At 73.2% G+C, this 19,606-nt stretch carries 19 protein-coding genes; 4 read left to right on the top strand and 15 right to left on the bottom strand.

Features of this window, described 5'->3' with window-relative positions; translation table 11 throughout:
* The first annotated feature begins 203 nt into the window (after window positions 1-203).
* A complete protein-coding gene (locus tag AMK21_RS14160; RefSeq protein ID WP_073877694.1) occupies window positions 204-764 on the top strand; it encodes a hypothetical protein in 561 nt (186 codons plus the stop codon).
* 32 nt (window positions 765-796) lie between these two features.
* Here the strand turns inward: AMK21_RS14160 and AMK21_RS14155 are convergent, their stop codons facing one another.
* The 8 genes from AMK21_RS14155 to glmS form a co-directional block, all read right to left on the bottom strand.
* Window positions 797-976 (bottom strand): hypothetical protein, encoded by a 180-nt coding sequence (locus AMK21_RS14155; protein ID WP_073877692.1) that lies wholly within the window; start codon window positions 974-976, stop codon window positions 797-799.
* Window positions 977-1,248: 272 nt separating this feature from the next.
* A complete protein-coding gene (gene tsaE, locus AMK21_RS14150; RefSeq protein ID WP_073877689.1) occupies window positions 1,249-1,794 on the bottom strand; it encodes a tRNA (adenosine(37)-N6)-threonylcarbamoyltransferase complex ATPase subunit type 1 TsaE in 546 nt (181 codons plus the stop codon).
* Window positions 1,763-2,971 (bottom strand): alpha/beta fold hydrolase, encoded by a 1,209-nt coding sequence (locus AMK21_RS14145; RefSeq protein ID WP_073877954.1) that lies wholly within the window; start codon window positions 2,969-2,971, stop codon window positions 1,763-1,765. Before AMK21_RS14145 ends, tsaE begins: the two co-directional genes overlap by 32 nt.
* A gap of 35 nt (window positions 2,972-3,006) precedes the next feature.
* A complete protein-coding gene (alr, locus tag AMK21_RS14140) occupies window positions 3,007-4,176 on the bottom strand; it encodes an alanine racemase (protein ID WP_073877687.1) in 1,170 nt (389 codons plus the stop codon).
* Window positions 4,177-4,236: 60 nt separating this feature from the next.
* Window positions 4,237-4,623, bottom strand: a complete 387-nt coding sequence (locus AMK21_RS14135) for a DUF488 domain-containing protein (protein ID WP_073877952.1) — start codon at window positions 4,621-4,623, stop codon at window positions 4,237-4,239.
* A 54-nt stretch (window positions 4,624-4,677) separates the two neighbouring features.
* Window positions 4,678-6,126, bottom strand: a complete 1,449-nt coding sequence (locus AMK21_RS14130; protein WP_073877685.1) for an NAD(P)H-hydrate dehydratase — start codon at window positions 6,124-6,126, stop codon at window positions 4,678-4,680.
* 57 nt (window positions 6,127-6,183) lie between these two features.
* Window positions 6,184-6,552 (bottom strand): holo-ACP synthase, encoded by a 369-nt coding sequence (locus tag AMK21_RS14125; RefSeq protein ID WP_015610767.1) that lies wholly within the window; start codon window positions 6,550-6,552, stop codon window positions 6,184-6,186.
* A 45-nt stretch (window positions 6,553-6,597) separates the two neighbouring features.
* The gene (glmS, locus tag AMK21_RS14120) at window positions 6,598-8,445 is read right to left on the bottom strand and encodes a glutamine--fructose-6-phosphate transaminase (isomerizing) (protein ID WP_073877683.1); all 1,848 of its coding nucleotides are present in this window, start codon (window positions 8,443-8,445) and stop codon (window positions 6,598-6,600) included.
* 540 nt (window positions 8,446-8,985) lie between these two features.
* Here glmS and AMK21_RS14115 point away from each other — a divergent pair.
* The gene (locus AMK21_RS14115; protein ID WP_234421928.1) at window positions 8,986-9,150 is read left to right on the top strand and encodes a hypothetical protein; all 165 of its coding nucleotides are present in this window, start codon (window positions 8,986-8,988) and stop codon (window positions 9,148-9,150) included.
* Window positions 9,151-9,218: 68 nt separating this feature from the next.
* On the opposite strand, the gene AMK21_RS14110 is transcribed toward AMK21_RS14115, so the two are convergent.
* The 4 genes from AMK21_RS14110 to AMK21_RS14095 all read right to left on the bottom strand — a co-directional run bounded on the left by AMK21_RS14110 (window position 9,219) and on the right by AMK21_RS14095 (window position 13,964).
* Entirely contained in the window at window positions 9,219-10,601 is a 1,383-nt protein-coding gene (locus AMK21_RS14110) for a M14 family metallopeptidase (RefSeq protein ID WP_073877680.1), read from the bottom strand.
* 175 nt (window positions 10,602-10,776) lie between these two features.
* Entirely contained in the window at window positions 10,777-12,237 is a 1,461-nt protein-coding gene (locus AMK21_RS14105) for a PucR family transcriptional regulator (protein ID WP_073877677.1), read from the bottom strand.
* A gap of 76 nt (window positions 12,238-12,313) precedes the next feature.
* Window positions 12,314-13,120 (bottom strand): SAM-dependent methyltransferase, encoded by an 807-nt coding sequence (locus tag AMK21_RS14100; protein ID WP_073877675.1) that lies wholly within the window; start codon window positions 13,118-13,120, stop codon window positions 12,314-12,316.
* Window positions 13,095-13,964 carry a helix-turn-helix domain-containing protein gene (locus AMK21_RS14095; protein WP_073877673.1) on the bottom strand — a complete coding sequence of 290 codons (870 nt, stop codon included), beginning with the start codon at window positions 13,962-13,964 and terminating at the stop codon, window positions 13,095-13,097. The genes AMK21_RS14100 and AMK21_RS14095 overlap by 26 nt, the downstream gene beginning before the upstream one ends.
* Before the next feature lie 379 nt (window positions 13,965-14,343).
* Here AMK21_RS14095 and AMK21_RS14090 point away from each other — a divergent pair, with 379 nt between their 5' ends.
* Window positions 14,344-14,730 (top strand): hypothetical protein, encoded by a 387-nt coding sequence (locus tag AMK21_RS14090; protein ID WP_073877672.1) that lies wholly within the window; start codon window positions 14,344-14,346, stop codon window positions 14,728-14,730.
* A gap of 275 nt (window positions 14,731-15,005) precedes the next feature.
* Here AMK21_RS14090 and AMK21_RS14085 read toward each other — a convergent pair whose 3' ends face one another.
* The 3 genes from AMK21_RS14085 to AMK21_RS14070 form a co-directional block, all read right to left on the bottom strand.
* A complete protein-coding gene (locus tag AMK21_RS14085; RefSeq protein ID WP_420712508.1) occupies window positions 15,006-16,343 on the bottom strand; it encodes an RNA polymerase sigma factor in 1,338 nt (445 codons plus the stop codon).
* Between the two features lie 5 nt (window positions 16,344-16,348).
* Entirely contained in the window at window positions 16,349-16,699 is a 351-nt protein-coding gene (locus AMK21_RS14080; protein WP_073877667.1) for a YciI family protein, read from the bottom strand.
* Window positions 16,700-17,030: 331 nt separating this feature from the next.
* Entirely contained in the window at window positions 17,031-18,050 is a 1,020-nt protein-coding gene (locus AMK21_RS14070) for a hypothetical protein (RefSeq protein ID WP_073877664.1), read from the bottom strand.
* A 486-nt stretch (window positions 18,051-18,536) separates the two neighbouring features.
* Here AMK21_RS14070 and coaA point away from each other — a divergent pair, with 486 nt between their 5' ends.
* Window positions 18,537-19,532, top strand: a complete 996-nt coding sequence (gene coaA / locus AMK21_RS14065) for a type I pantothenate kinase (protein WP_073877662.1) — start codon at window positions 18,537-18,539, stop codon at window positions 19,530-19,532.
* Window positions 19,533-19,606: the final 74 nt, after the last annotated feature.

The following is a 19,606-nucleotide window of genomic DNA, read 5'->3' as shown; positions in this document are numbered from 1 at the left end:
TACGGCTCCGCCGACGGCGGTACGGCGTCCGTACGGCGTCCCGGCCTGCCCGTGCGCTGCTGCTACCGTCACCGGGTATCCACGGGTACGACGTAAACGCTTGTACGACAACGCCCGTGCGACGCTTGTACGACGACGCTTGTACGACATGCGGCGGACGGCCGCCGAAAGGGGAGTTCACGGTGTCAAGGGGAAGCTCGGGAATGGTGGCCGGGCTCACTGCGGCGGCGGTCGTCGTGGTCGCCGTCCTCGCCTACCAGGCATCGGCGAACGCTCCCGAATCGGTGGCGTCCTCCTCCTCGGCCTCCCCGAAGGCCTCGGCCTCGGCCTCGGCCTCGGCCTCCGCCCAGCCCACCGCGAAGCCGAAGCCCCCGAAGGACGCCCTCGCGGTCCCTGCGGACTCGGGCACCGGTGAGCGCGTCGTCTACGCGCTGAAGGACCGGCGGGTGTGGCTGGTGGACGGCAACGAGAAGGCGCTCCGTACGTTCACGGTGATGCCGAGCCCCGTGAGCCCGCCGCCCGGCGTCCACCAGGTCACCTCGCGCTCGGGCACGGTCCAGGGCTCGGACGGCGTCCCCGTCGAGCACGTGGTGCGCTTCGCCAACGTCGGCGAGGTCGCGGTGGGCTTCAGCGCGGCGCAGGACGGGTCGATGCGGGCCCCCGACCCGGAGTCGAGGACCGGCGGCGTACGGATGAAGCGGGCGGACGGCAACGCGATGTGGACCTTCGCGACGGTCGGCGCCAAGGTGGTCGTCGTCCCGTAGCCCGCGTGGCGCGTCGGGCCGGTGACGTCCTCTTACGCCGCCCGGCGGCGGACAGCCCTGTCCGGTGTGCTCTCCCCGTCGGCCGCGTCCGGATCGCCCGGTGGGGTGGAGACCGCGGTGGCCGCCGCGCACGAGGCCAGCAGATCCTTCATCGACAGGTCGGACGGCGTCGGCTGCTGCCGTGGCCGCTCCGCGCGCTCGGGCGTCGGCATGGATGCCTCCTGGGGTTGCGGTGGAGGTCGTGGTTAGGCTGACCTAACCAGGTCTCGTACCCATGTGACCACGACCACGGTCCCTCGCGCAACAATTTACCGACGTCCTGTCGGGAAGGTCTCGTGACGGGCGTCAGGACCATGACGTGAAGGCGTCAGGGCCGGTGGGGGACCTCACAACCCGGGCAGCGCGCTCGACGAAGCGCCGCCGTGAGGAAGACACGGCCGGGCCGCCACGGACGGGCCCTCCCCCGCCCCGGGAAGCGCTGCCGTTACGCCAGGTCCTCCCGCAGCCCCGCCCAGCGCGGGCCGATGCCCACCAGGGTCACCTCGCGCCGCTCGTCGTCCGTGTCGCCGGTCGCGCGGTCGATGAGCACGCGCAGCCGGTCCTCGGCGAGCTCCTCCACCTTGCCGTCGCCCCACTCCACGACCACCACCGACTCCGGCAGCGACACATCGAGGTCCAGGTCCTCCATCTCGTCGAGCCCGCCGCCCAGGCGGTACGCGTCGACGTGGACCAGGGCGGGCCCGTCCACCAGGGAGGGGTGGACGCGGGCGATGACGAAGGTGGGCGAGGTGACCGCGCCGCGCACTCCGAGGCCCTCACCGAGCCCCCGGGTCAGCGTCGTCTTCCCGGCGCCCAGCTCGCCCGTGAGCATGACCAGGTCACCGGGGGCCAGGACCCGTGCGAGGCGGCGGCCGAGGCCCTGCATCTGTTCGGGGGACTCGACGCCGATCGTCACGGTGACGGCTTCGGGGAGGTCCGTGGGGGCGCCCGGAACGGTCTCAGCGGCCGGGCTGCTGTGCGGTGCTTCCATGCTCGCCAACGTTAGCGGCAGCCACCGCTCCGCTGCGTACCAGCAGGTCGGCCAGCCGGTCGGTGACCGTCTCCGGGTGCTCCAGCATCACCAGGTGCCCGGCGTCCGGCACCAGGGTCAGCTCGGCCTCCGGCAGGACGTCGGCGATGACCTCGCTGTGCGAGCTGGGGGTGACGAGGTCCTTCTCCCCGGCCAGGATCAGCACGGGCACGTCCCGGAAGGCGGGCAGTGCGCCGCTCTTGTCGTGCTCGGTGAAGGCCGGGTAGAACTCGGCGACCACGTCGATCGGGGTCGACTCGATCAGCCGCTCCGCGAACCGGGCGACCGCCGGGTCCACGTCCCGCGAGCTGAACGAGTACCGCTTGATCAGCCCGGCGAAGAGGTCGGCGGTGGCCCGGCGCCCCTTCTCCACCAGCTCCGCCTGCGTACCCAGCGCCCGCAGCACCCCCGGCAGCACCCGGCGCACCGCCCGTACGCCGGCCACCGGCAGCCCGAAGTTGACCTCGCCGAGCTTGCCGCTGGAGGTGCCGACGAAGGCGACGGCGGCGACCCGGTCGCGGATCAGGGCCGGGTACTGGTCGGCCAGCGCCATCATCGTCATGCCGCCCATGGAGTGGCCGACGAGCACGATCCGCCCCTCGGGGGCCGCCGCGTCGATGACGGCCTTGAGGTCGCGGCCGAGCTGGTCGATGCCGAGGGCCACCCCGTCCGCCTGGGCGCGCCCGCGCTCGGAGCGGCCGTGGCTGCGCTGGTCCCAGTAGACGGCGCGGACGAGGCCGCGCAGGGCGGCGCGCTGGAAGTGCCAGGAGTCCTGGCCGAGGCAGTAGCCGTGGCTGAAGACGACGGTGACGGGGTCGGGGGCCTTGCGCCCGAAGAGCCGGCGGCGGCGGTTGCCCTCGGGCCCCGCTCCGTCGGCGGGCGCCGGGGGTTCCACCTCGTCGACCTCGTAGTACAGCTCGGTCCTGTCGTCGGCGACGGCCCGGCCCGGTGTTCCGCGCAGGGAGCCGTAGGGCCCGGTCGCGTCCAGCGCGAGGCGGGCCTTCTTGCGCATCCCGCGCCCGACGGTGAGCCGCTCGACGGCGACCCCCGCCGCCGCACCGGCGGCGAGCACCCCTATCGCGGCCCCGGCGACGCCCGCCCGGCGCCAGCCGGCCGCTGTCGTGGCGGCCACCGCCATGACGTCCCCCGCCGCCGCCCTCGCGTTGCTGTCGCTCACTGTGGTGCGCCCCCGGTCGGATCGGCTGTCGCGTTCACGTACACCCTCGGTACCCGGCCGCCGATCCGGGTGACGATCTCGTACCCGATCGTGCCGGCGGCCACCGCCCAGTCCTCGACACTCGGCTCGCCCCGGTCGCCCGGGCCGAACAGCACGGCCTCCGCGCCCGCTTCCGGCCGGTCGCCGCCGAGGTCCACGACGAACTGGTCCATGGCGACGCGGCCCGCCGCCGTACGGACCTTGCCGCCGACCAGGACGGGCGCGCTCCCCGAGGCGTGGCGCGGGATGCCGTCCGCATAGCCGACGGGGATGAGGCCGAGCGTGGTCTCGGCGGAGGTGGCGTAGTGGTGGCCGTAGCTGACGCCGTGTCCGGCCGGGACGTCCTTGACCAGGGCGACGGCGGCGGCGAGCGTCATCACCGGGCGGAGCCCCAGCTCGGCGGGGGTGCCCAGCTCGGGGGCGGGTGAGACGCCGTACATCGCGATGCCGGTCCGTACGAGGTCGAAGTGGGCCTCGGGGATGGTCAGCGTGGCCGGGGAGTTGGCGATGTGCCGCACCTCGGGGTCGACGCCCTCCTTCTCGGCGTAGGCGACCATGTCCCGGAACGCGGAGAGCTGGGCGGCGATCGAGGGGTGGCCGGGCTCGTCGGCGCAGGCGAAGTGGGACCAGAGGCCGGTGATCCGGATGGTGCCGGCCCGCTCGGCGGCGCGGGCCTCGGCGACGAGTTCGGGCCAGTCGGCGGGCTGGCAGCCGTTACGGCCGAGGCCGGTGTCGGCCTTGAGCTGGACGCGGGCCGGACGGCCCGCGGAAGCGGCGGCCGAGACGACCTCGCGCAGCGCCCACATCGCGCTGACCGACACGTCGATGTCCGCCTCGACGGCCTCGCGCCAGGGCCCGCCCGGCGTCCAGAGCCAGCACATGATCCGGCCGTCGAGACCGGCGGCCCGCAGGGCGAGCGCCTCGTGCGGGGTCGCGGTGCCGAGCCAGGTGGCCCCGGCCTCACGGGCGGCGCGGGCGCAGGGCACGGCCCCGTGCCCGTACCCGTCGGACTTCACCACGGCCATGAGCTGTGCACCGGCCGCCCGCGCGCGGAGGGCGCGCACATTGGCGCGCAGCGCGGCGAGGTCGATCTCGGCACGGGCTCTCAGGGACGCTGTCTCGTTCATCGCGCCCAGTCTCTCAGAGGCGCCCGCCACCTCCCCGGCGGTGCACACCGGTATCCATATCTATGTACGTTTCATCACATGGTTGAGGTGGTCGACCAGGACGGGCACATGGCTGTCGGCGACATCCTTCACGGCGGTGACCAGCGTGACGGGCCCGCCCTCGCGCACGATCCCCACCAGCCGGTCGACGGCCTCGGCGTGGGCCGGGTCGTCCAGCTCGGTGCGGTAGCGGTCGACGAAGGTGCCGTGGCGGCCGCCGGAGCGGTCCTGGTGGTACCAGGACCGCAGCTCGTCCGACGGGGTGACGTCTTTGAGCCACACGTCGATCGCGGCCCGCTCCTTGGAGACCCCGCGCGGCCAGAGCCGGTCGACGAGCACACGGGTGCCGTCGCCGTCCTCGGGCGGGTCGTAGACCCTGCGCACGCGTACGGGTTCGGTACCGCTCACGGCCTGGACCGCCCTTCCGCCGGGACCTTCGGGGGCTTCCACCTTCGCTCCGGCTCACCCCGCCCGCACGTCGCGCCAGGCCGCCGGGATGCCGTTCGCGACGTCCTGCGCGGAGACCGGGGCCCCGTCGGAGCCGTGCCGGGCGGCGAGTCCGTGCAGGTAGGCGCCGACGGACGCGGCGTCGCGCGGGGCGAGCCCGGCCGCGAGCAGCGACCCGGTCAGCCCGGAGAGCACATCGCCGCTGCCTGCCGTGGCGAGCCAGCCGGTCCCGGTCGGGTTGACCCGTACGGGGGTGTCGCGGGCCTCCGCGACCAGAGTCGTGGAGCCCTTGAGGAGGACGGTGGCGCGGTAGCGGGCGGCCAGCTCGCGTACGGCGGCGAGCCGCCCGGCCTCCACCTCCTCGCGCGCCACGCCGAGCAGGGCGGCGGCCTCCCCGGCGTGCGGGGTCAGGACGGTGGCGGCGGTCCGGGTCCGTACGGTCTCGGGCTCCAGCAGCCGCAGCCCGTCCGCGTCGACCAGTACGGGGACGTCGGCGCCGAGCACGTCGGCGACGGCCTTCTCCGCCCACCGGCCGTCCCCGAGGCCGGGCCCGATCACCCAGGCCTGGACGCGTCCGGCCTTCGACGGCGGCCCGGCGTGCACCAGCGTCTCCGGGAAGCGGGCGATCACCGCGTCCGCGCCGGGACCGACGTACCGGACGGCCCCGGCCCCGCCGTGCAGGGCGCCCGACACGGCGAGGACCGCCGCGCCCGGGTAGCGCTCGGAACCGGCGACGACGCCGACGACGCCCCGGCTGTACTTGTCGCTCTCCGCCCCCGGCACCGGCAGCAGCGCGGCCACGTCCGCGTACTGGAGCGCCTCCAGGTCCGGCGGCTCCGGCAGCTCCGGCCCGAGCCCGATGTCCACCAGCCTCAGGGCGCCGGCGTGTTCGGCGGCCGGGTCGATCAGAAGGCCCGGCTTGTACGTGCCGAAGGTGACGGTCGCGTCGGCACGTACGGCTTCGCCGTGCACCTCCCCACTGTCGGCCTCGACCCCGCTGGGCAGGTCGACGGCGATGACCGGCGTACGGTCCCGGGTCACCGCCCGGAGCAGTGCGACGGCGTCGTCGCGCAGGCCACCGATCCCGCCGATCCCGGTGATGCCGTCGACGACGAGGTCCAGGCCCCCCAGCCCGTCGGGTCCGTCGGCCACCTGCCCCCCGGCCGCCAGGAACGCGGCGAGACCGCCGGCGTGCGCCCGGGCGGGCGAGACGAGGAGGGCGCGCACCCCGGCGCCCCGCCGGGCGAGGCGTGCGCCCGCGTACAGGGCGTCGCCCCCGTTGTCGCCGCTGCCGACCAGGAGCAGGACCCGCGCCCCGTACACCCGGCCGTTGCGCCGCAGCAGATCACCGCAGGCGGCGGCTAGGCCGGCGGCGGCGCGCTGCATCAGGGCGCCTTCGGGCACGCGCTTCATGAGGGCGGCCTCGGCGGCCCGTACGGTCTCCACGCTGTAGGCACGTCGCATACCGCCAACCCTCCGCGATCACGACGGCCGACGCCACCCCCGACGGCCGGAGGCGGTTCACCCCTCCGCGATCACCACGGCCGACGCCACCCCCGCGTCATGGCTGAGCGATACGTGCCAGCCGCGTACACCCAGTTCGGCCGCGCGGGCGGCCACCGTGCCGCTCACCCGCAGCCGGGGCTGCCCGCTCTCCTCGACCCAGACCTCCGCGTCGCTCCAGAGCAACCCGCCCGGCGCGCCGAGCGCTTTCGCGAGGGCCTCCTTCGCGGCGAACCGGGCGGCGAGCGAGGCGATTCCGCGCCGCTCGCCGCTGGGCAGTGTCAGCTCGCTCGCCACGAAGAGCCGGTCGGCCAACTGGGGCGTACGCTCCAGCGCGGCGCCGAACCGCTCGATCTCGGCCACGTCGATCCCCACTCCGATGATCACGAACCCACCCTCGCCATCCCCATCACGCGGGGCGCGCGCCCCGGCTCACTCCACGGTCACGGACTTCGCCAGATTGCGCGGCTGGTCCACTTCGTTGCCGCGGGCCGTCGCCAGCTCGCAGGCGAAGACCTGGAGCGGCACGGTGGCGACCAGCGGCTGAAGCAGCGTAGGCGTTGCGGGGACGGTGATGAGGTGGTCGGCGTACGGGACGACGGCCTCGTCGCCCTCCTCGGCGACGACGATGGTGCGCGCGCCGCGGGCCCGGATCTCCTGGATGTTCGACACGATCTTGTCGTGCAGCACGGAACGCCCGCGCGGCGAGGGCACGATGACGACGACCGGCAGCCCTTCCTCGATGAGCGCGATGGGCCCGTGCTTGAGCTCCCCGGCCGCGAACCCCTCGGCGTGCATGTAGGCGAGCTCCTTGAGCTTGAGCGCGCCTTCGAGGGCGACCGGGTAGCCGACGTGGCGCCCGAGGAAGAGCACGGTGTCGTGGTGGGCGAGGGAGCGGGCCAGCGCGCGGACGGGCTCCATGGTCTCCAGTACGCGTTCGACCTCGCCGGAGATCGCGGAGAGCTGGCGCACCACCGTACGGATCTCGTCACCCCACTTGGTGCCGCGCAACTGGCCCAGGTACAGGGCGACGAGGTAGCAGGCGACGAGCTGGGTGAGGAAGGCCTTGGTGGAGGCGACGGCGACTTCGGGCCCGGCGTGCGTGTAGAGGACGGCGTCGGATTCACGCGGAATCGTCGACCCGTTCGTATTGCAGATGGCGAGCACCTTCGCGCCCTGCTCGCGGGCGTGCCGGAGGGCCATCAAGGTGTCCATGGTCTCGCCGGACTGGGAGATGGCGACGACGAGGGTGCGCTGGTCGAGGATCGGGTCCCGGTAGCGGAACTCGCTGGCCAGCTCGGTCTCGCAGGGCAGTCGGGTCCAGTGCTCGATGGCGTACTTGGCGATCATCCCGGCGTGGAAGGCGGTCCCGCAGGCGATGATGACGACCTTGTCGACCTCGCGGAGTTCGGCGTCGGGGATGCGCACCTCGTCCAGGCTCAGTGACCCCTCGCCGTCGACACGGCCGAGGAGGGTGTCGGCGACGGCCTGCGGCTGGTCGGCGATCTCCTTGAGCATGAAGGAGGCGTAGCCGCCCTTCTCGGCGGCGGAGGCGTCCCAGTCGACGTGGTATTCGCGCACCTCGGCGAGGTCCCCGTCGAACCCGGTGACGGTGACGCCCTCCGGGCTCAGCTCGACGACCTGGTCCTGGCCGAGTTCGATGGCGGACCGGGTGTGCGCGATGAAGGCGGCGACGTCGGAGGCGAGGAACCACTCGTCCTGCCCCACCCCCACCACGAGCGGCGAGTTGCGCCGGGCCCCGACCACCACGTCCGGCTGGTCCGCGTGCACGGCGACGAGGGTGAACGCCCCCTCCAGCCGTCGGCACACCTGCCGCATGGCGTCCGCGAGGTCCCCGCCCGCCGAGAACGCCTCGGCCAGCAGATGCGCGACGACCTCGGTGTCCGTCTCCGACCCCAGGGCGTGCCCGCGCCCGGTGAGCTCGTGCCGCAGGGCCGCGAAGTTCTCGATGATCCCGTTGTGGACGACGGCGACCCGGCCCGCGTTGTCCAGGTGGGGGTGGGCGTTCACATCGTTGGGCGCCCCGTGCGTGGCCCACCGCGTATGCCCGATCCCGGTCCGCCCGTTCGGCAGCGGCCGGTCCCCCAGCTCCTTCTCCAGATTGACGAGCTTGCCCGCCTTCTTCGCGGCGGCGAGCCCGCCGTCCGCGAGAACGGCGACACCCGCCGAGTCGTAGCCCCGGTATTCGAGGCGCTTGAGTCCCGCGACGACGACGTCCTGCGCCGACTGACCACCGACATAACCCACGATTCCGCACATAGCGGCACCCTAAGGCCGGAAGCGGCTCGCGGCAGGAATGCCGACGACACAGGACCCCTCTGGCACACCACTTTCAAGATCGTTCAAGGTCGGCCCTGTTGGAGTCACCGCCGGTGCCACCGCGACACCGGCCCCCTTGAATGAAGATCGATGATCAGCGCATCCGTCGGGGCACTCCAAGGTGTCGTGCCCCTCTTCCTTTCCCTCGCGGTCCCGCTCACCACGCCCGCCGTTCTGATCGCGCGAGCAAGGAAGGCGGCGTCACGGCGAACGCCCCGGCGAAGAGCGCCGCCGCCGAGCATGGCCTGCGTCACGGGGACTTGCCAGGTGAGGCCCTTCACACCACGCCCGGTGCGCTGAACTGGCGTGGGCCACGCGCCGCCCCCTGGCATCGCTCGCCCTCCGCTTCTACGCGGAGCAGCAGGAGCGCGCGGCGCGGATCAGCCGCCACTTCGAGCGCGCGCGCTGTTCACCGACCTCTACCCGGACGTCTCCGTACCGAAGAGCGCCGGGCGCTGGATCACCTCGGTCCAGCATCGCATGGCACGCGCCGGGCAGCACCGGAGCGCTTCCGCCGCGGACCTGATCATCGCCGCCACGGCGGCCCATCACGGCCTGACGGTTCTCCATGACGGCCTCGACTACCGCACGGTCGCCCGGCACGCCCCGGACCTCGGCGAACACAGCGTGCACGACGTGGCCTGAACTCCGGTGCGGGCCCGTGCGGGGTTCCGCACCGGAGCAGGTTCAGCCCGTCACGAGAAACCCCGTCGCTAGCAGTACTGCGCCTCCTTGCCGATCGACCGGTACATGCAGTCCGCGTTCTCGATCAGTTGCAGCACCGCGTCCCGGTTCCGGGAGGTCTCGCGCTCGATGACCTCGTCGGGCGGGTAGAAGCCGCCGCCCGAGGACGAGCGCGGGAACATCTCGAAGGTGTAGCCGAAGATCTTCTGCGAGCCCCACAGCCAGTCGTCGATCGAGCCGTCCGTGATGTAGAGGTCGCTGGACTGCTCGGCGGTGTATCCATTGCTCGCCGCCATCTTGCGGCCCACCGTTGCGAACGCGTTGCGGTCGTCGGCCGTCATGCCGGGGGCCGTGTCGTTGTACGTGTAGCCGAACGGCCAGAGCACCAGCTCGCTGTAGGTGTGGAAGTCGATGGCCGCCGTGATCTGCTGCTTCCCTCCGACCACCCGGCTGCGTACGAAGTCCGCCACGACCTTCGTCTCGGGCGCGGACTCGGCGGCCCGGCCCCGGTACGTGTCCGAGGACGGGCTGGAGGAGGAGCCGCCGCAGCAGCCCCACTTGAAGGCCCAGTTGCGGTTGAGGTCGGTGCCCACGGCGGTGGAGCCGGAGTTGGGCTGGCGGTTCTTGCGCCAGCTGCGGTACGAGCCGGTGGCGATGTCGTACTCGCCGCCGTCCGGGTTCATGTCCGGGATGATCCACAGTTCGCGGCCGTTGACCGCCTGGGTGATCCGGGAGTCGCTCCCGTACCCCGTGGCGAACTCGCGGAGCAGGTAGAGCGACATCTCGACGGTCAGGTGCTCGCGGGCATGCTGATGGGCGGTGAAGAGGACCTCGGGCTCGGCCTCGTCGGTGCCGACGTTGTCGCTGACCTTGATCGCGACGATGTCGCGGCCCTGGTAGGTCTTCCCGATGACGCGCTTGCTCATGATCGAGGGGTTGGCGGCGATACGGGCGTCGATCGCCGCGGTCATCTCGGCGTAGTTGTGGTAGCGGGAGTCGGCCGGCGGGAAGTCGAGCGCGCTGGCGCCGTCCGACCCGTGGGCGTGGGCGTGGGTGTCGGGGGCGGGCAGCGCCTCCAGGACGTGGCCCTTGGCCCGGAGCTTCCTGGCCTGGTCGGCCTTCGCGCTGATCACGATGCCGTGGTCGTGGACCTCGTCGATCGTGACGCCTGTGCGGAGGATCTCGGTGCGGGCGGCGGGGGTGGTGCGCCCGGTGATCTCGTACTGGACCGGCCGCTCGGCCGTCGCGACGACCGCCTTCCGGGCGGCCGGCTCGGCGGTGGCCACGGCGGACGCCGGGGCGGCGAGGCCGAGGGCGAGCAGGACGGCGAGGGTGGCGTTCCGCCTGGCCTTCGTCCCGGGCTTGGTCCCGGCCTTCGCCGAGCGGGATTTCCGTGTGTTGGCGAGTCGCATGCTGGCAGTCTCCTGAGTCCGTCGGGGTGGGGGGGTGGAGCTGTGCGACGGGCACAGGATGAATCCATGTCATGACCGGGTCAAGATGCGGTTTCCGGCCACTCTCCCCCGAGGATGGACCACGACCGGGGCCCGCGGCCGCGAACCTGCTCGCGGTGGCGCACGGCACCGGTGCTCACAGGCGGCGGTAGGTGCGGCCGCCCCGCCGAGGCAGAGCCCGCGGGTGGTCCCCGTCCTTCGCGGTGGCCTCCAGGGCCAGGTGCAGTTCGGCTCGGACGGCGGCATCGGCGAGGTTCTGCCCGAGGCGCTCGGCGCACCGGGCGAGCCAGGTCGTCAGGGTGGTGCGGTGGACGTGCAGTTCGGTCGCGGCGGGAGCGGTTCTGGCGTGGTGGCGCAACCAGCAGGCGAGCGCGATCCGCAGGTGGGGTTCGAGCCCCCCGACCAGGCCGACCGCCCAGGTGCGGGCCGCGTCGGTGTCCAGGATCCCGCCGGGCAGCGTGTCCAGCCGGGCCCGGCCGTCGTCCTGGGAGGTGCTCTCCGGCGGGCCGTCGCCCCGCGTGGGGGCGCGGAGCGCGAGCAGCAGATGGGCCTGCACCGTGATGTCGTCGAGGTCCGCGCACAGGAGGGCCGCCAGGCCGCGGAGCCGGGTGCGGACGGTGCCGGGCGAGAGCCCGAGGGCGGCGGCGGCACGGGGGGTGCTGCCGGTGCGGAGCCGGACCAGGAGCAGGTGCCGGTGTTCCCGGTTCAGCGGGCTCAGCACGGACCGTGCCCACGCGGTGTACGGGCCAGGGGGGAGCAGGCGGGCGAGCTGAGGGGTGCCGACGGCGTCGGCGGGGACGATGCGGTGGGCGGGGGTGGCGCTGTGCCGGGCCGCCGCCGCGTCGGCGTGGGCGGTGGGCATCTCGGCCAGGGGCAGCGGTCCGGCCAGGCCAGCGAGGAGGTTGTGACGTTCGCTCACCCGGGACACCAGGCGCAGGACCCGCCCGTCGTCGCTGCCGTGGTGGAGCTCGGCGACAAGGAGCTCGCCGTCCACCTCGCCGATCAGGGCGCAGGCGCCTCCGTGCCCGGCCAGGGAGGGGCGGACGGCCCGCCAGAGGACCTGGTGGGCGGTGGGGACGTCGGGGCCGGTGAGCCGGTAGAGCGTGACATGCGTGAGTCCGCCGGCGCGCACGGTGTTCGTGACGGAGGTGGTGTGGCCGGCCAGAAGCAGCCGGAGCAGGGTGCTGTGCAGCCGCATCTGCTCGGCGCGCAGCTCGGCGGCGCGCTGCCCGCGCACCTCCAGGAGGGCCGCCGTGGTGGTGGCGACGAACCCGACGTGTTCGGCGGGCATGGTGGGTGCCGGATGCAGGACCAGGACGGCTCCGGCCGCCGGGCGCTGCACATGGTGCGGATGGTCCTGCGGATGGGCCGCGGCGTGGACGCCGTCCGCTGCCGCGGTGGCGGGTGTGCTGTAGACGGCCCCCGCGATCGGGTCGGCAAGCACCGCCGCCCCCTGGATGAGAACGGCGGCCTCGCTGACCAGCTGCGCACCGGACCGTGTCGCGGCCCGCAGCAGCCGGTCCGCCATCGCCTCCCGGACCGTGCGGGAATCCCCCGGGCCGGCGGCGTCGGGTCCGGTCGTGTGTGTGGTGCTCATACCGCGCCCCCTCGGCGTACGAACGCGCGCCGCGCACCTGCGGTCCGGGTGCGCGGCGCGGCGGTGACGGGCACGGTCAGGGAATGCGGGCGACGGCTCCCCACCCGGCCCGGGCGGTGGTGGTACCGGTGTTCGCGTCGGGCCGCCAGTTCGGCCAGGACACCATCCCCGGCTCCACCATCTCCAGCCCGTCGAAGAACGCGATGGTGGTCTCCGGCTCGCGGAAGATGTACGGGATCGCCCCGCTGCTGTTGTACTCGTCCTGGACGGCCCGGTGGGCCTCGTCCGAGGCGGTGGAGTGGGACAGGGACAGGTAGCTGCCCGAGGGCAGACGCGCCACCAGCCGCCGTACCAGGGACAGGGCGTCGTCCCAGTCCACGATGTGCCCCAGCACGTCGGAGATCACGAGGGCGACGGGCCGGGTCAGGTCCAGGGTCCGGGCCGCGCCCTCCAGGACCGCCTCCGTGTCGCGCATGTCCGCCTCCACGTAGGCGGTCGCGCCCTCGGCGCTGCTGGTCAGCAGCGCGTGGACGTGCAGCAGCACCAGCGGGTCGTGGTCGACGTAGACGATCTTCGCGTCCGGCGCTATCCGCTGCGCGACCTCGTGCGTGTTGTTCGCCGTCGGCAGGCCCGCGCCGACGTCCAGGAACTGCCTGATCCCGGCATCCCGGGCGAGGTAGGTCACCGTGCGGCGCAGGAAGTCACGCGACTCCTTCGCGAACGTCTCGATCAGCGGGTACTTCTCACGGTAGGCATCGCCCGCGGCCCGGTCCGCAGGGAAGTTGTCCTTCCCGCCGAGCCAGTAGTTCCACACGCGCGCGGAGTGCGCGACGCTCGTGTCGATCTGCGCGGGCAGTTCAGCCCCGTTCCCGGTCGTACTCATCCTGCAGAACCTCCCTCGTTCGGTCCGGACGCATCGCCATCACGCACGACACGTCCAGCATCGCCTGATATTCCTGTACGGGCGGGCCGCTGTCCCACACCTCCGCCGTTCCCGGCAGCCCGCCCTCGCGCACCACGTGATCCGCGATCTCCCGGATCTCCACGCGGTACAGACTCAACGCCGGAACCCCGGTCAGCGGGTGGGGCGGTGCGTCCTCGGCATGGAGCTGCACCATCACATCCCGCCGCTCCGCGGCCTCCTGGAGCGCGGCGAGCTGTTCGCGCATCACCTCGCCGTCGCCGACCCGGCAGCGCAGTGCGGTGACCGGCAGGACCGCCCACACCCGCGCCTGCTGCTCACGCAGCCGCCGCTGACGCATCACCAGCAGATCCGCGCGCCGCCGCCGGACCGCGGGATCCAGCTCAGGACGCAGGGCGGCGTCCACGGCCATGGCGTACGCCGGGGTCCGCAGCAGCAACGGCACGAGCGCCGGGTCCCAGGTGCGCACGATGCTCGCGGCGGACTCCACGCTGATCAGGTCCATGAGCCAGGGGTCCATCGCATCGCGCCACGGATGCCACCAGCCGGGCATGTTGGCCGCGTTCAGCCGGCCCATGATGTCGTCGGTCTCGGACGCGCCCGCCCCGTACTGGTCGAGCAGCGCGGACACCTGCCCCACGTCCAGGGAGGTCTGCGCCTGCTCCAGCCTCCGCAGCGTCGACGGGTGCCAGCCGAGCCGCTTGGCGGCCTGGGGTACGGACAGGCCCGCCCCTTCACGCAGGTGCCGCAGACGCGCCACCAGGACCAGGTGCTGTGCTGTCCGGCCCGACCTTTCACGTGCCACGGCTCATCCTTCCGCTCCGGCCCGACATCCGACAGTTCACGCAGCCTGCGCACAGTGCACACTGCGCACCTTGCGACGATCGCGCGCCGCTCCCATGGTGAGTATGTCTGTCCTCACCGACCACAACGCGGCGGAGCGTCGTCACCGCCTCTCGCACCCCTCGCGGAGACCTTTTGGCCACCTCGATCCTCGATCGCCCACGGGTCCGGATCAGCCACCTCTTCCCCCGCCGCACCATCACCACCTTTCCACGGGACCGCAGTTGAACGACCGGCGCCCTCCCCGCCCGCCGCCTCCTTCCTCGCCCCGAGCCGCCCCGGCTCCCTGCCCCGCCCCGAACTCGACGGTCCCGTACGCCCCGCACTCTGGAGCCCGCCTCATGAACCGCCCGAACCTGACCCACTCGGACCCTCGCCCCGCCCTCGCCCCACCGAGGCAGCTCCCCCGGCGCCCCCTGGACCTCCGTGTCCGCACCCGGTGCATCCAGGTCGAGGAGCTCGTCGTCGACGACCCCGGCAAGGTCCTCGACCACGCCCATCAGGCCGCCCTCACCGCACCCGACACCGCCGCCGTCCTCGGCCACAGCACCACCACCCCCCTCACCCTCCCGGCGGCGGCGGCCCTGCTCTGCGCCCTCCACGAACCCGGCGAACTCGCCGCGATGGGCCTGCGCCTCACCCGCCGCACCACCCACGTCACCGCCTCCGACCAGCAGACCGAGCCGGTCTCCCTGGAGCTGTCCTACGCCCCCGACCCGGAGGCCTGACCTGCCGGTCCACGGGGGGCGGCGAGGATGACACGGGAGCGCCGGGCCCGAGGTGGCGAAGGCTTCCGTCGCGTACGTCGCCCCGAGCGGGGACAAGGACGACTCGCTCACACGGTGAAGGTCACGAGCGCTGAGGCGGCCGAATCACCGAAGGGCGCGCGGCACGGCAACGACGCATCGATCGCCCGGTCCGCGCCTTTGGTCCACGAGGTCGGCGAACCGGGCGACGCCGACACTCTCGGCCGGCGTCAGAGCGTAGCCCCCCGAGGGGAGGGTCACCCCTCCTCCCGCCCTTCCCCCAGCTTCCGCCGCAGCGCGGCCCTCTCCGGCTCGGTGCCCGCCAGCTCCAGCGCCTCCCGGTACGCCACGGCCGCCTCCCCGCCCCGCCCCAGGCGGCTCAGCAGATCCCCCCGCGCCACCGCGTAGGGCCCGTACGCCCGCAGCCGGGGCTCCACGCTCAACGCGTCGAGGAGCGCCAGCCCCGTGCCCGGCCCGTCCCTCATCGCCACCGCCACGGCGCGGTTCACCGCGACCACGGGAGAGGGGGTCAGGGTGAGCAGCACGTCGTACAGGGCCACGATCTGCGCCCAGTCCGTGGACTCCACGTCCGCCGCCTCGTCGTGCAGGGCGGCGACGGCGGCCTGCACCCCGTACGGCCCGGCCGGCCCCCCGGTCAGCGCCCGCACCACCAGCGCCCGCCCCTCCTCGATCATCGCCCGGTCCCAGAGCCCCCGGTCCTGGTCCTCCAGGAGCACCGGCTCCCCCTTGGGGCCGGTCCGGGCCGCGCGCCGGGCGTGGACGAGGAGCAGCAGCGCGAGGAGTCCGGCGGCCTCCCGTTCGGCGGGGAGGAGGCGGTGCAGTATCCGAGCCAGGCGGACCGCCTCCTCTGCCAGGTCGAGCCGCTGGAGGCGGGGGCCGGAGCTGGCCGCGTACCCCTCCGTGAAGAGCGAGTAGAGGACCTGGAGCACCCCGGGCAGCCGCTCCGGCAACTCGTCGGGAGCGGGCACCCGGAACGGGATCCGGGCCACGCGGATCTTCTTCTTCGCCCGTACGATCCGCTGGGCCATGGTCGCGGTCGGCACGAGGAAGGCCCGCGCCACCTCGGGGGTGGTGAGCCCGGCGAGGCAGCGCAGGGTGAGGGCGGTACGGTCCTCGGCGGCGAGGGCGGGGTGGGCGCAGGTGAAGAACAACTGAAGGCGTTCGTCCGGCAGTTCCCCCATCCCGTACGCGTCCGGGGCCGGAGCGGCGGCCTCGGCCCGTTCCGCGTCGGCCTGAAGGACGGCGAGCCGGGCCGCGTACGCCTGGTCCCGCCGCAACCGGTCCACGGCCTTGCGCCGCGCGGTCGTCAGCAGCCAGGCCCCGGGCCGGGCGGGCACACCCTCGGCCGGCCAGTGGCGCAGGGCCGCCTCGACGGCCTCGGAGGTCACCTCCTCGGCCAGGTCGAGATCGCCGAACCGCCGCACGAGGGAGGCCAGCAGCAGTCCGCGTTCCTCGCGGAACACGGCCTCGACGGCCGCCCCGGAGAACGCACCGTCCCCAGCGGCCCCGCCCTCCCCGGGGGAGACGGCCCCGGGTCCGCCGCCCTCCCCCGGGCACACACCCTCCTGCGCCACTGCTCTCAGCCCCCGAAGTCCGCGACCGGCCGCACGACGACCGAGCCTCCGTCGCGCGCCCCGGGGCAGCGGGCGGCCCAGTCGAGAGCGGCGTCGAGGTCGGGCACGTCGATGACGAGGAACCCGCCCAGCAGCTCCCGCGTCTCCGCGAACGGCCCGTCCGTCACGGTCCGCTCCCCGGCCGGCGAGACCTGCACGGTGGTCGCGGTCACCAGGTCGGCCAGTGACTCCCCGGAGACGAGGATCCCCGCGTCGCGCACGTCCTTGTCGTAGGCCATCCAGTCCTCCACGGTGCACTGCGGCGCACCGCCCTGCTCGTCGACGGCCCCGCTGTGGATCAGCAGCATGTACTTCATGGTCCGACTCCTGTCACCTGTGTGTCGCGCCCGCCGTACGGGCCGCCTTACACGATGACGACGAACGGGACGGTCCCCGATCGACACGCCGCCCGAAGTCTTCTTCCGAACCTCAGGGAAGGAGCGTCAACGCGGGTACGTGCCCAGGTCTGACCACCGTGAAGTGTCGGTGATCGAGGGTCGCGACCCGCTCCGCGCCGTAACGCTCAGCCACTGTGCTCACCGATGCGTCGACAGCGTCGTCGTGCCGCTCCGGAAGGTCCGCCGGGCCCTGGATACTGCCGATCGGAGCGATCAGCCCCGGCACCGCGCGAAGAGGGCACCGCCGCCTTCACGCGCTCAGCCGGAACGGCTCGGCTCCGTGCGCACGGGCCTCGCCGCATCCCCGGCACACCCCGGGCACCGATGACCGGAACGCGCGGTCGCAGTCCTCGCAGTTCTGGAGGGGCACGACCGGCGCGGCGACCGGCGGCAGCGGCGGCAGGAGCTCGGTCAAGCGGTGGCGCAGGAAGTTCGGCGGGTACCGGAGCGGTAGGGGCGGATCATCGGTGAGCGCCTTCCGTACGGCCTCGGGCCGCACGCCCCGCTCCAGCCAGGCCGCGACCCCGGGTACGAGCCGCTGCACGTCCTTCTCGGAGAGGACGAACAGGGGCGCGGTACGTTCCAGACCGGCGAGCAGGTCGGCCGCCGCCGCGTTCAGGGCCTCGGTGGGACGGGACGGACAGGGAAGCGGCGGACGCGGCCGCTTGGCCGCGGTGGGCGGCGGCACGAGCCGGGACGCGGGAGCCGGGGCGGGTTCCACCTGTACGGGAACGGGCTCCGGCTCCTGTACGGGAACGGGCTCCGGCTCAGGTACCGGCTCCCGTACGGGGTCAGGCGCGGATTCCGGCACAAAAGCGGGCTCACGCTCCGGTACGAGAGCGAGCGCGGGCTCCCCTGCAGGCGCGGTCTTCGGCTTCCGTACGGGCGCTGGCTCCGCTCCCCCGGCAGCCCCCGCTCGCCGGGCCGCCGCCTCCGGGTGGTTGTACGACTCCGTGCGGGTGATCACCCGGCCGCCCTGGCCCCGCTCACGTACGCGGCGCAGGAACCCGTGGTGCTCCAGCTCCCGCAGCCCCGCCGCGATGGCGGCCTCGCTCTCCGGGAAGGTCGCGGCGAGCACCTTGATGCCGACGCGCCGCCCGGCGGGCAGCGACTGGATGTGGGTGCCGAGACCGATCGCCAGCAGGGACAGGTCCCGGTGCTGGGAGAGCTTGTTGGAGATGATCGAGAAACCGTCGGTGAGCCGGATGTTGATGTGGACGACGCCGGAGGACGGGGTGCGCGAGGGCGCGCTAACCTGCTGGGTATCCATCGGGAAGGTCCTGCTTCCTCGTTGGTCAGGCCTTCGGTCGGGATGCCAGTCCCGGCCGGGGGCCGTCTCATGTCTGCGGTTGTGGTCAGCGTGAGCATATGCCCGCCAACAGGGCCAAAATCCAGCTCGGTTGGCACACTTCACCCGTGTGAGTGACGACGCCTTCGCGCGCTTACGCGCCCGCGCGCCCAAGGGCAGCCACGGCCCGGTCAGGGTTGGGTCGGGTTATTTAGCCAGTGCTTAAAAGCGGCTACTGAAAAGCTTTTACGTCGTGGCCGACCGCGACGCGGTCCACCACGACGCGGCCACCCGAGTCCCGGCCCACCACATCCCGGCCGCGCCCCCGCCCGCCCCGCCCCCACCGCTGCGGCCATGGCCCGCACCCGGGCTCAGCGCCTCAGCCGTGGCGGAGAGGCGGGGCCCGGCCCGGTACCCACGTGACCGACTCCACCCTCCACTCCGCCAGGACTGCCGCGACAATGAAGGGTGATCACTTCGCCCGCACGAAGCCCTCAGCGCCGCACCGAGCACGCGCCGACCCCCTACGTCGACCTCTCGCGTGACGAGTGGAGCGCCCTGCGGGACAAGACCCCCCTGCCGTTGACCGCCGACGAGGTGGAGCGGCTGCGGGGGCTTGGGGATGTCATCGACCTGGACGAGGTGCGGGACGTCTACCTGCCGCTCTCCCGGCTCCTCAACCTGTACGTCCAGGCCACCTCCGGGCTGCGCTCCGCGCTGAACACCTTCCTCGGGGACGCCGGGAACGGGCACGGGGCGCAGCGCGGTACCCCGTTCGTCATAGGGGTCGCGGGCAGTGTCGCCGTCGGCAAGTCCACCAGCGCCCGTATCCTCCAGGCGCTGCTCGCCCGCTGGCCCGAGCACCCGCGCGTCGAGCTGGTGACCACGGACGGGTTCCTGCTGCCGATGAAGGAGCTCAAGGCGCGCGGGCTGACCTCGCGCAAAGGGTTCCCGGAGTCCTACGACCGTCGGGCGCTGACCCGGTTCGTCGCGGACATCAAGGCGGGCAAGGACGAGGTGACCGCGCCCGTCTACTCCCACCTGATCTACGACATCGTCCCCGGCGAGCGGCTCACCGTCCGCCGCCCGGACATCCTCATCGTGGAGGGGCTCAACGTCCTCCAGCCCGCGCTGCCGGGCAAGGACGGGCGCACACGGGTCGGGCTCGCCGACTACTTCGACTTCAGCGTCTACGTGGACGCGCGCGCCGAGGACATCGAGACCTGGTACCTGAGCCGCTTCCGCAAGCTGCGCGACACGGCGTTCCAGGACCCGTCCTCGTACTTCCGCAAGTACACCCAGGTCTCCGAGGAGGAGGCGCTGGAGTACGCGCGCACCATGTGGCGGACCATCAACAGGCCTAACCTGCTGGAGAACGTGGCTCCGACACGCGGGCGTGCCACCCTGGTCCTCCGCAAGGGTCGGGACCACAAGGTCCAGAGGCTGTCCCTGCGCAAGCTCTGAGCCCTCCGCGGGGTTCCTCGGCGGGCTCGCACGCGGAAGCCCCGGCGCGCTCGCATGCGGAAGCCCCCGGCGCG

The sequence above is a fragment of the Streptomyces sp. CB00316 genome (genome assembly GCF_001905595.1).
Classification (GTDB): Bacteria; Actinomycetota; Actinomycetes; order Streptomycetales; family Streptomycetaceae; genus Streptomyces.
The sequence above is the reverse complement of the archived record's forward strand: the minus strand, read 5'-3'. Positions and strand labels throughout refer to the sequence as shown.

Bases quoted from the DNA above. Each gene is read 5' to 3' on its own strand.
- AMK21_RS14100 (WP_073877675.1), bottom strand. From the start codon at position 13,120: ATGAGTACGACCGGGAACGGGGCTGAACTGCCCGCGCAGATCGACACG.
- AMK21_RS14145 (WP_073877954.1), bottom strand. From the start codon at position 2,971: ATGGCGGTGGCCGCCACGACAGCGGCCGGCTGGCGCCGGGCGGGCGTC.
- AMK21_RS14090 (WP_073877672.1), top strand. From the start codon at position 14,344: ATGAACCGCCCGAACCTGACCCACTCGGACCCTCGCCCCGCCCTCGCC.
- AMK21_RS14130 (WP_073877685.1), bottom strand. From the start codon at position 6,126: ATGCGACGTGCCTACAGCGTGGAGACCGTACGGGCCGCCGAGGCCGCC.
- AMK21_RS14110 (WP_073877680.1), bottom strand. From the start codon at position 10,601: ATGCGACTCGCCAACACACGGAAATCCCGCTCGGCGAAGGCCGGGACC.
- AMK21_RS14070 (WP_073877664.1), bottom strand. From the start codon at position 18,050: ATGGATACCCAGCAGGTTAGCGCGCCCTCGCGCACCCCGTCCTCCGGC.
- AMK21_RS14155 (WP_073877692.1), bottom strand. From the start codon at position 976: ATGCCGACGCCCGAGCGCGCGGAGCGGCCACGGCAGCAGCCGACGCCG.
- AMK21_RS14160 (WP_073877694.1), top strand. From the start codon at position 204: ATGGTGGCCGGGCTCACTGCGGCGGCGGTCGTCGTGGTCGCCGTCCTC.
- tsaE (WP_073877689.1), bottom strand. From the start codon at position 1,794: ATGGAAGCACCGCACAGCAGCCCGGCCGCTGAGACCGTTCCGGGCGCC.
- glmS (WP_073877683.1), bottom strand. From the start codon at position 8,445: ATGTGCGGAATCGTGGGTTATGTCGGTGGTCAGTCGGCGCAGGACGTC.
- AMK21_RS14105 (WP_073877677.1), bottom strand. From the start codon at position 12,237: ATGAGCACCACACACACGACCGGACCCGACGCCGCCGGCCCGGGGGAT.
- AMK21_RS14115 (WP_234421928.1), top strand. From the start codon at position 8,986: ATGGCACGCGCCGGGCAGCACCGGAGCGCTTCCGCCGCGGACCTGATC.
- AMK21_RS14080 (WP_073877667.1), bottom strand. From the start codon at position 16,699: ATGAAGTACATGCTGCTGATCCACAGCGGGGCCGTCGACGAGCAGGGC.
- alr (WP_073877687.1), bottom strand. From the start codon at position 4,176: ATGAACGAGACAGCGTCCCTGAGAGCCCGTGCCGAGATCGACCTCGCC.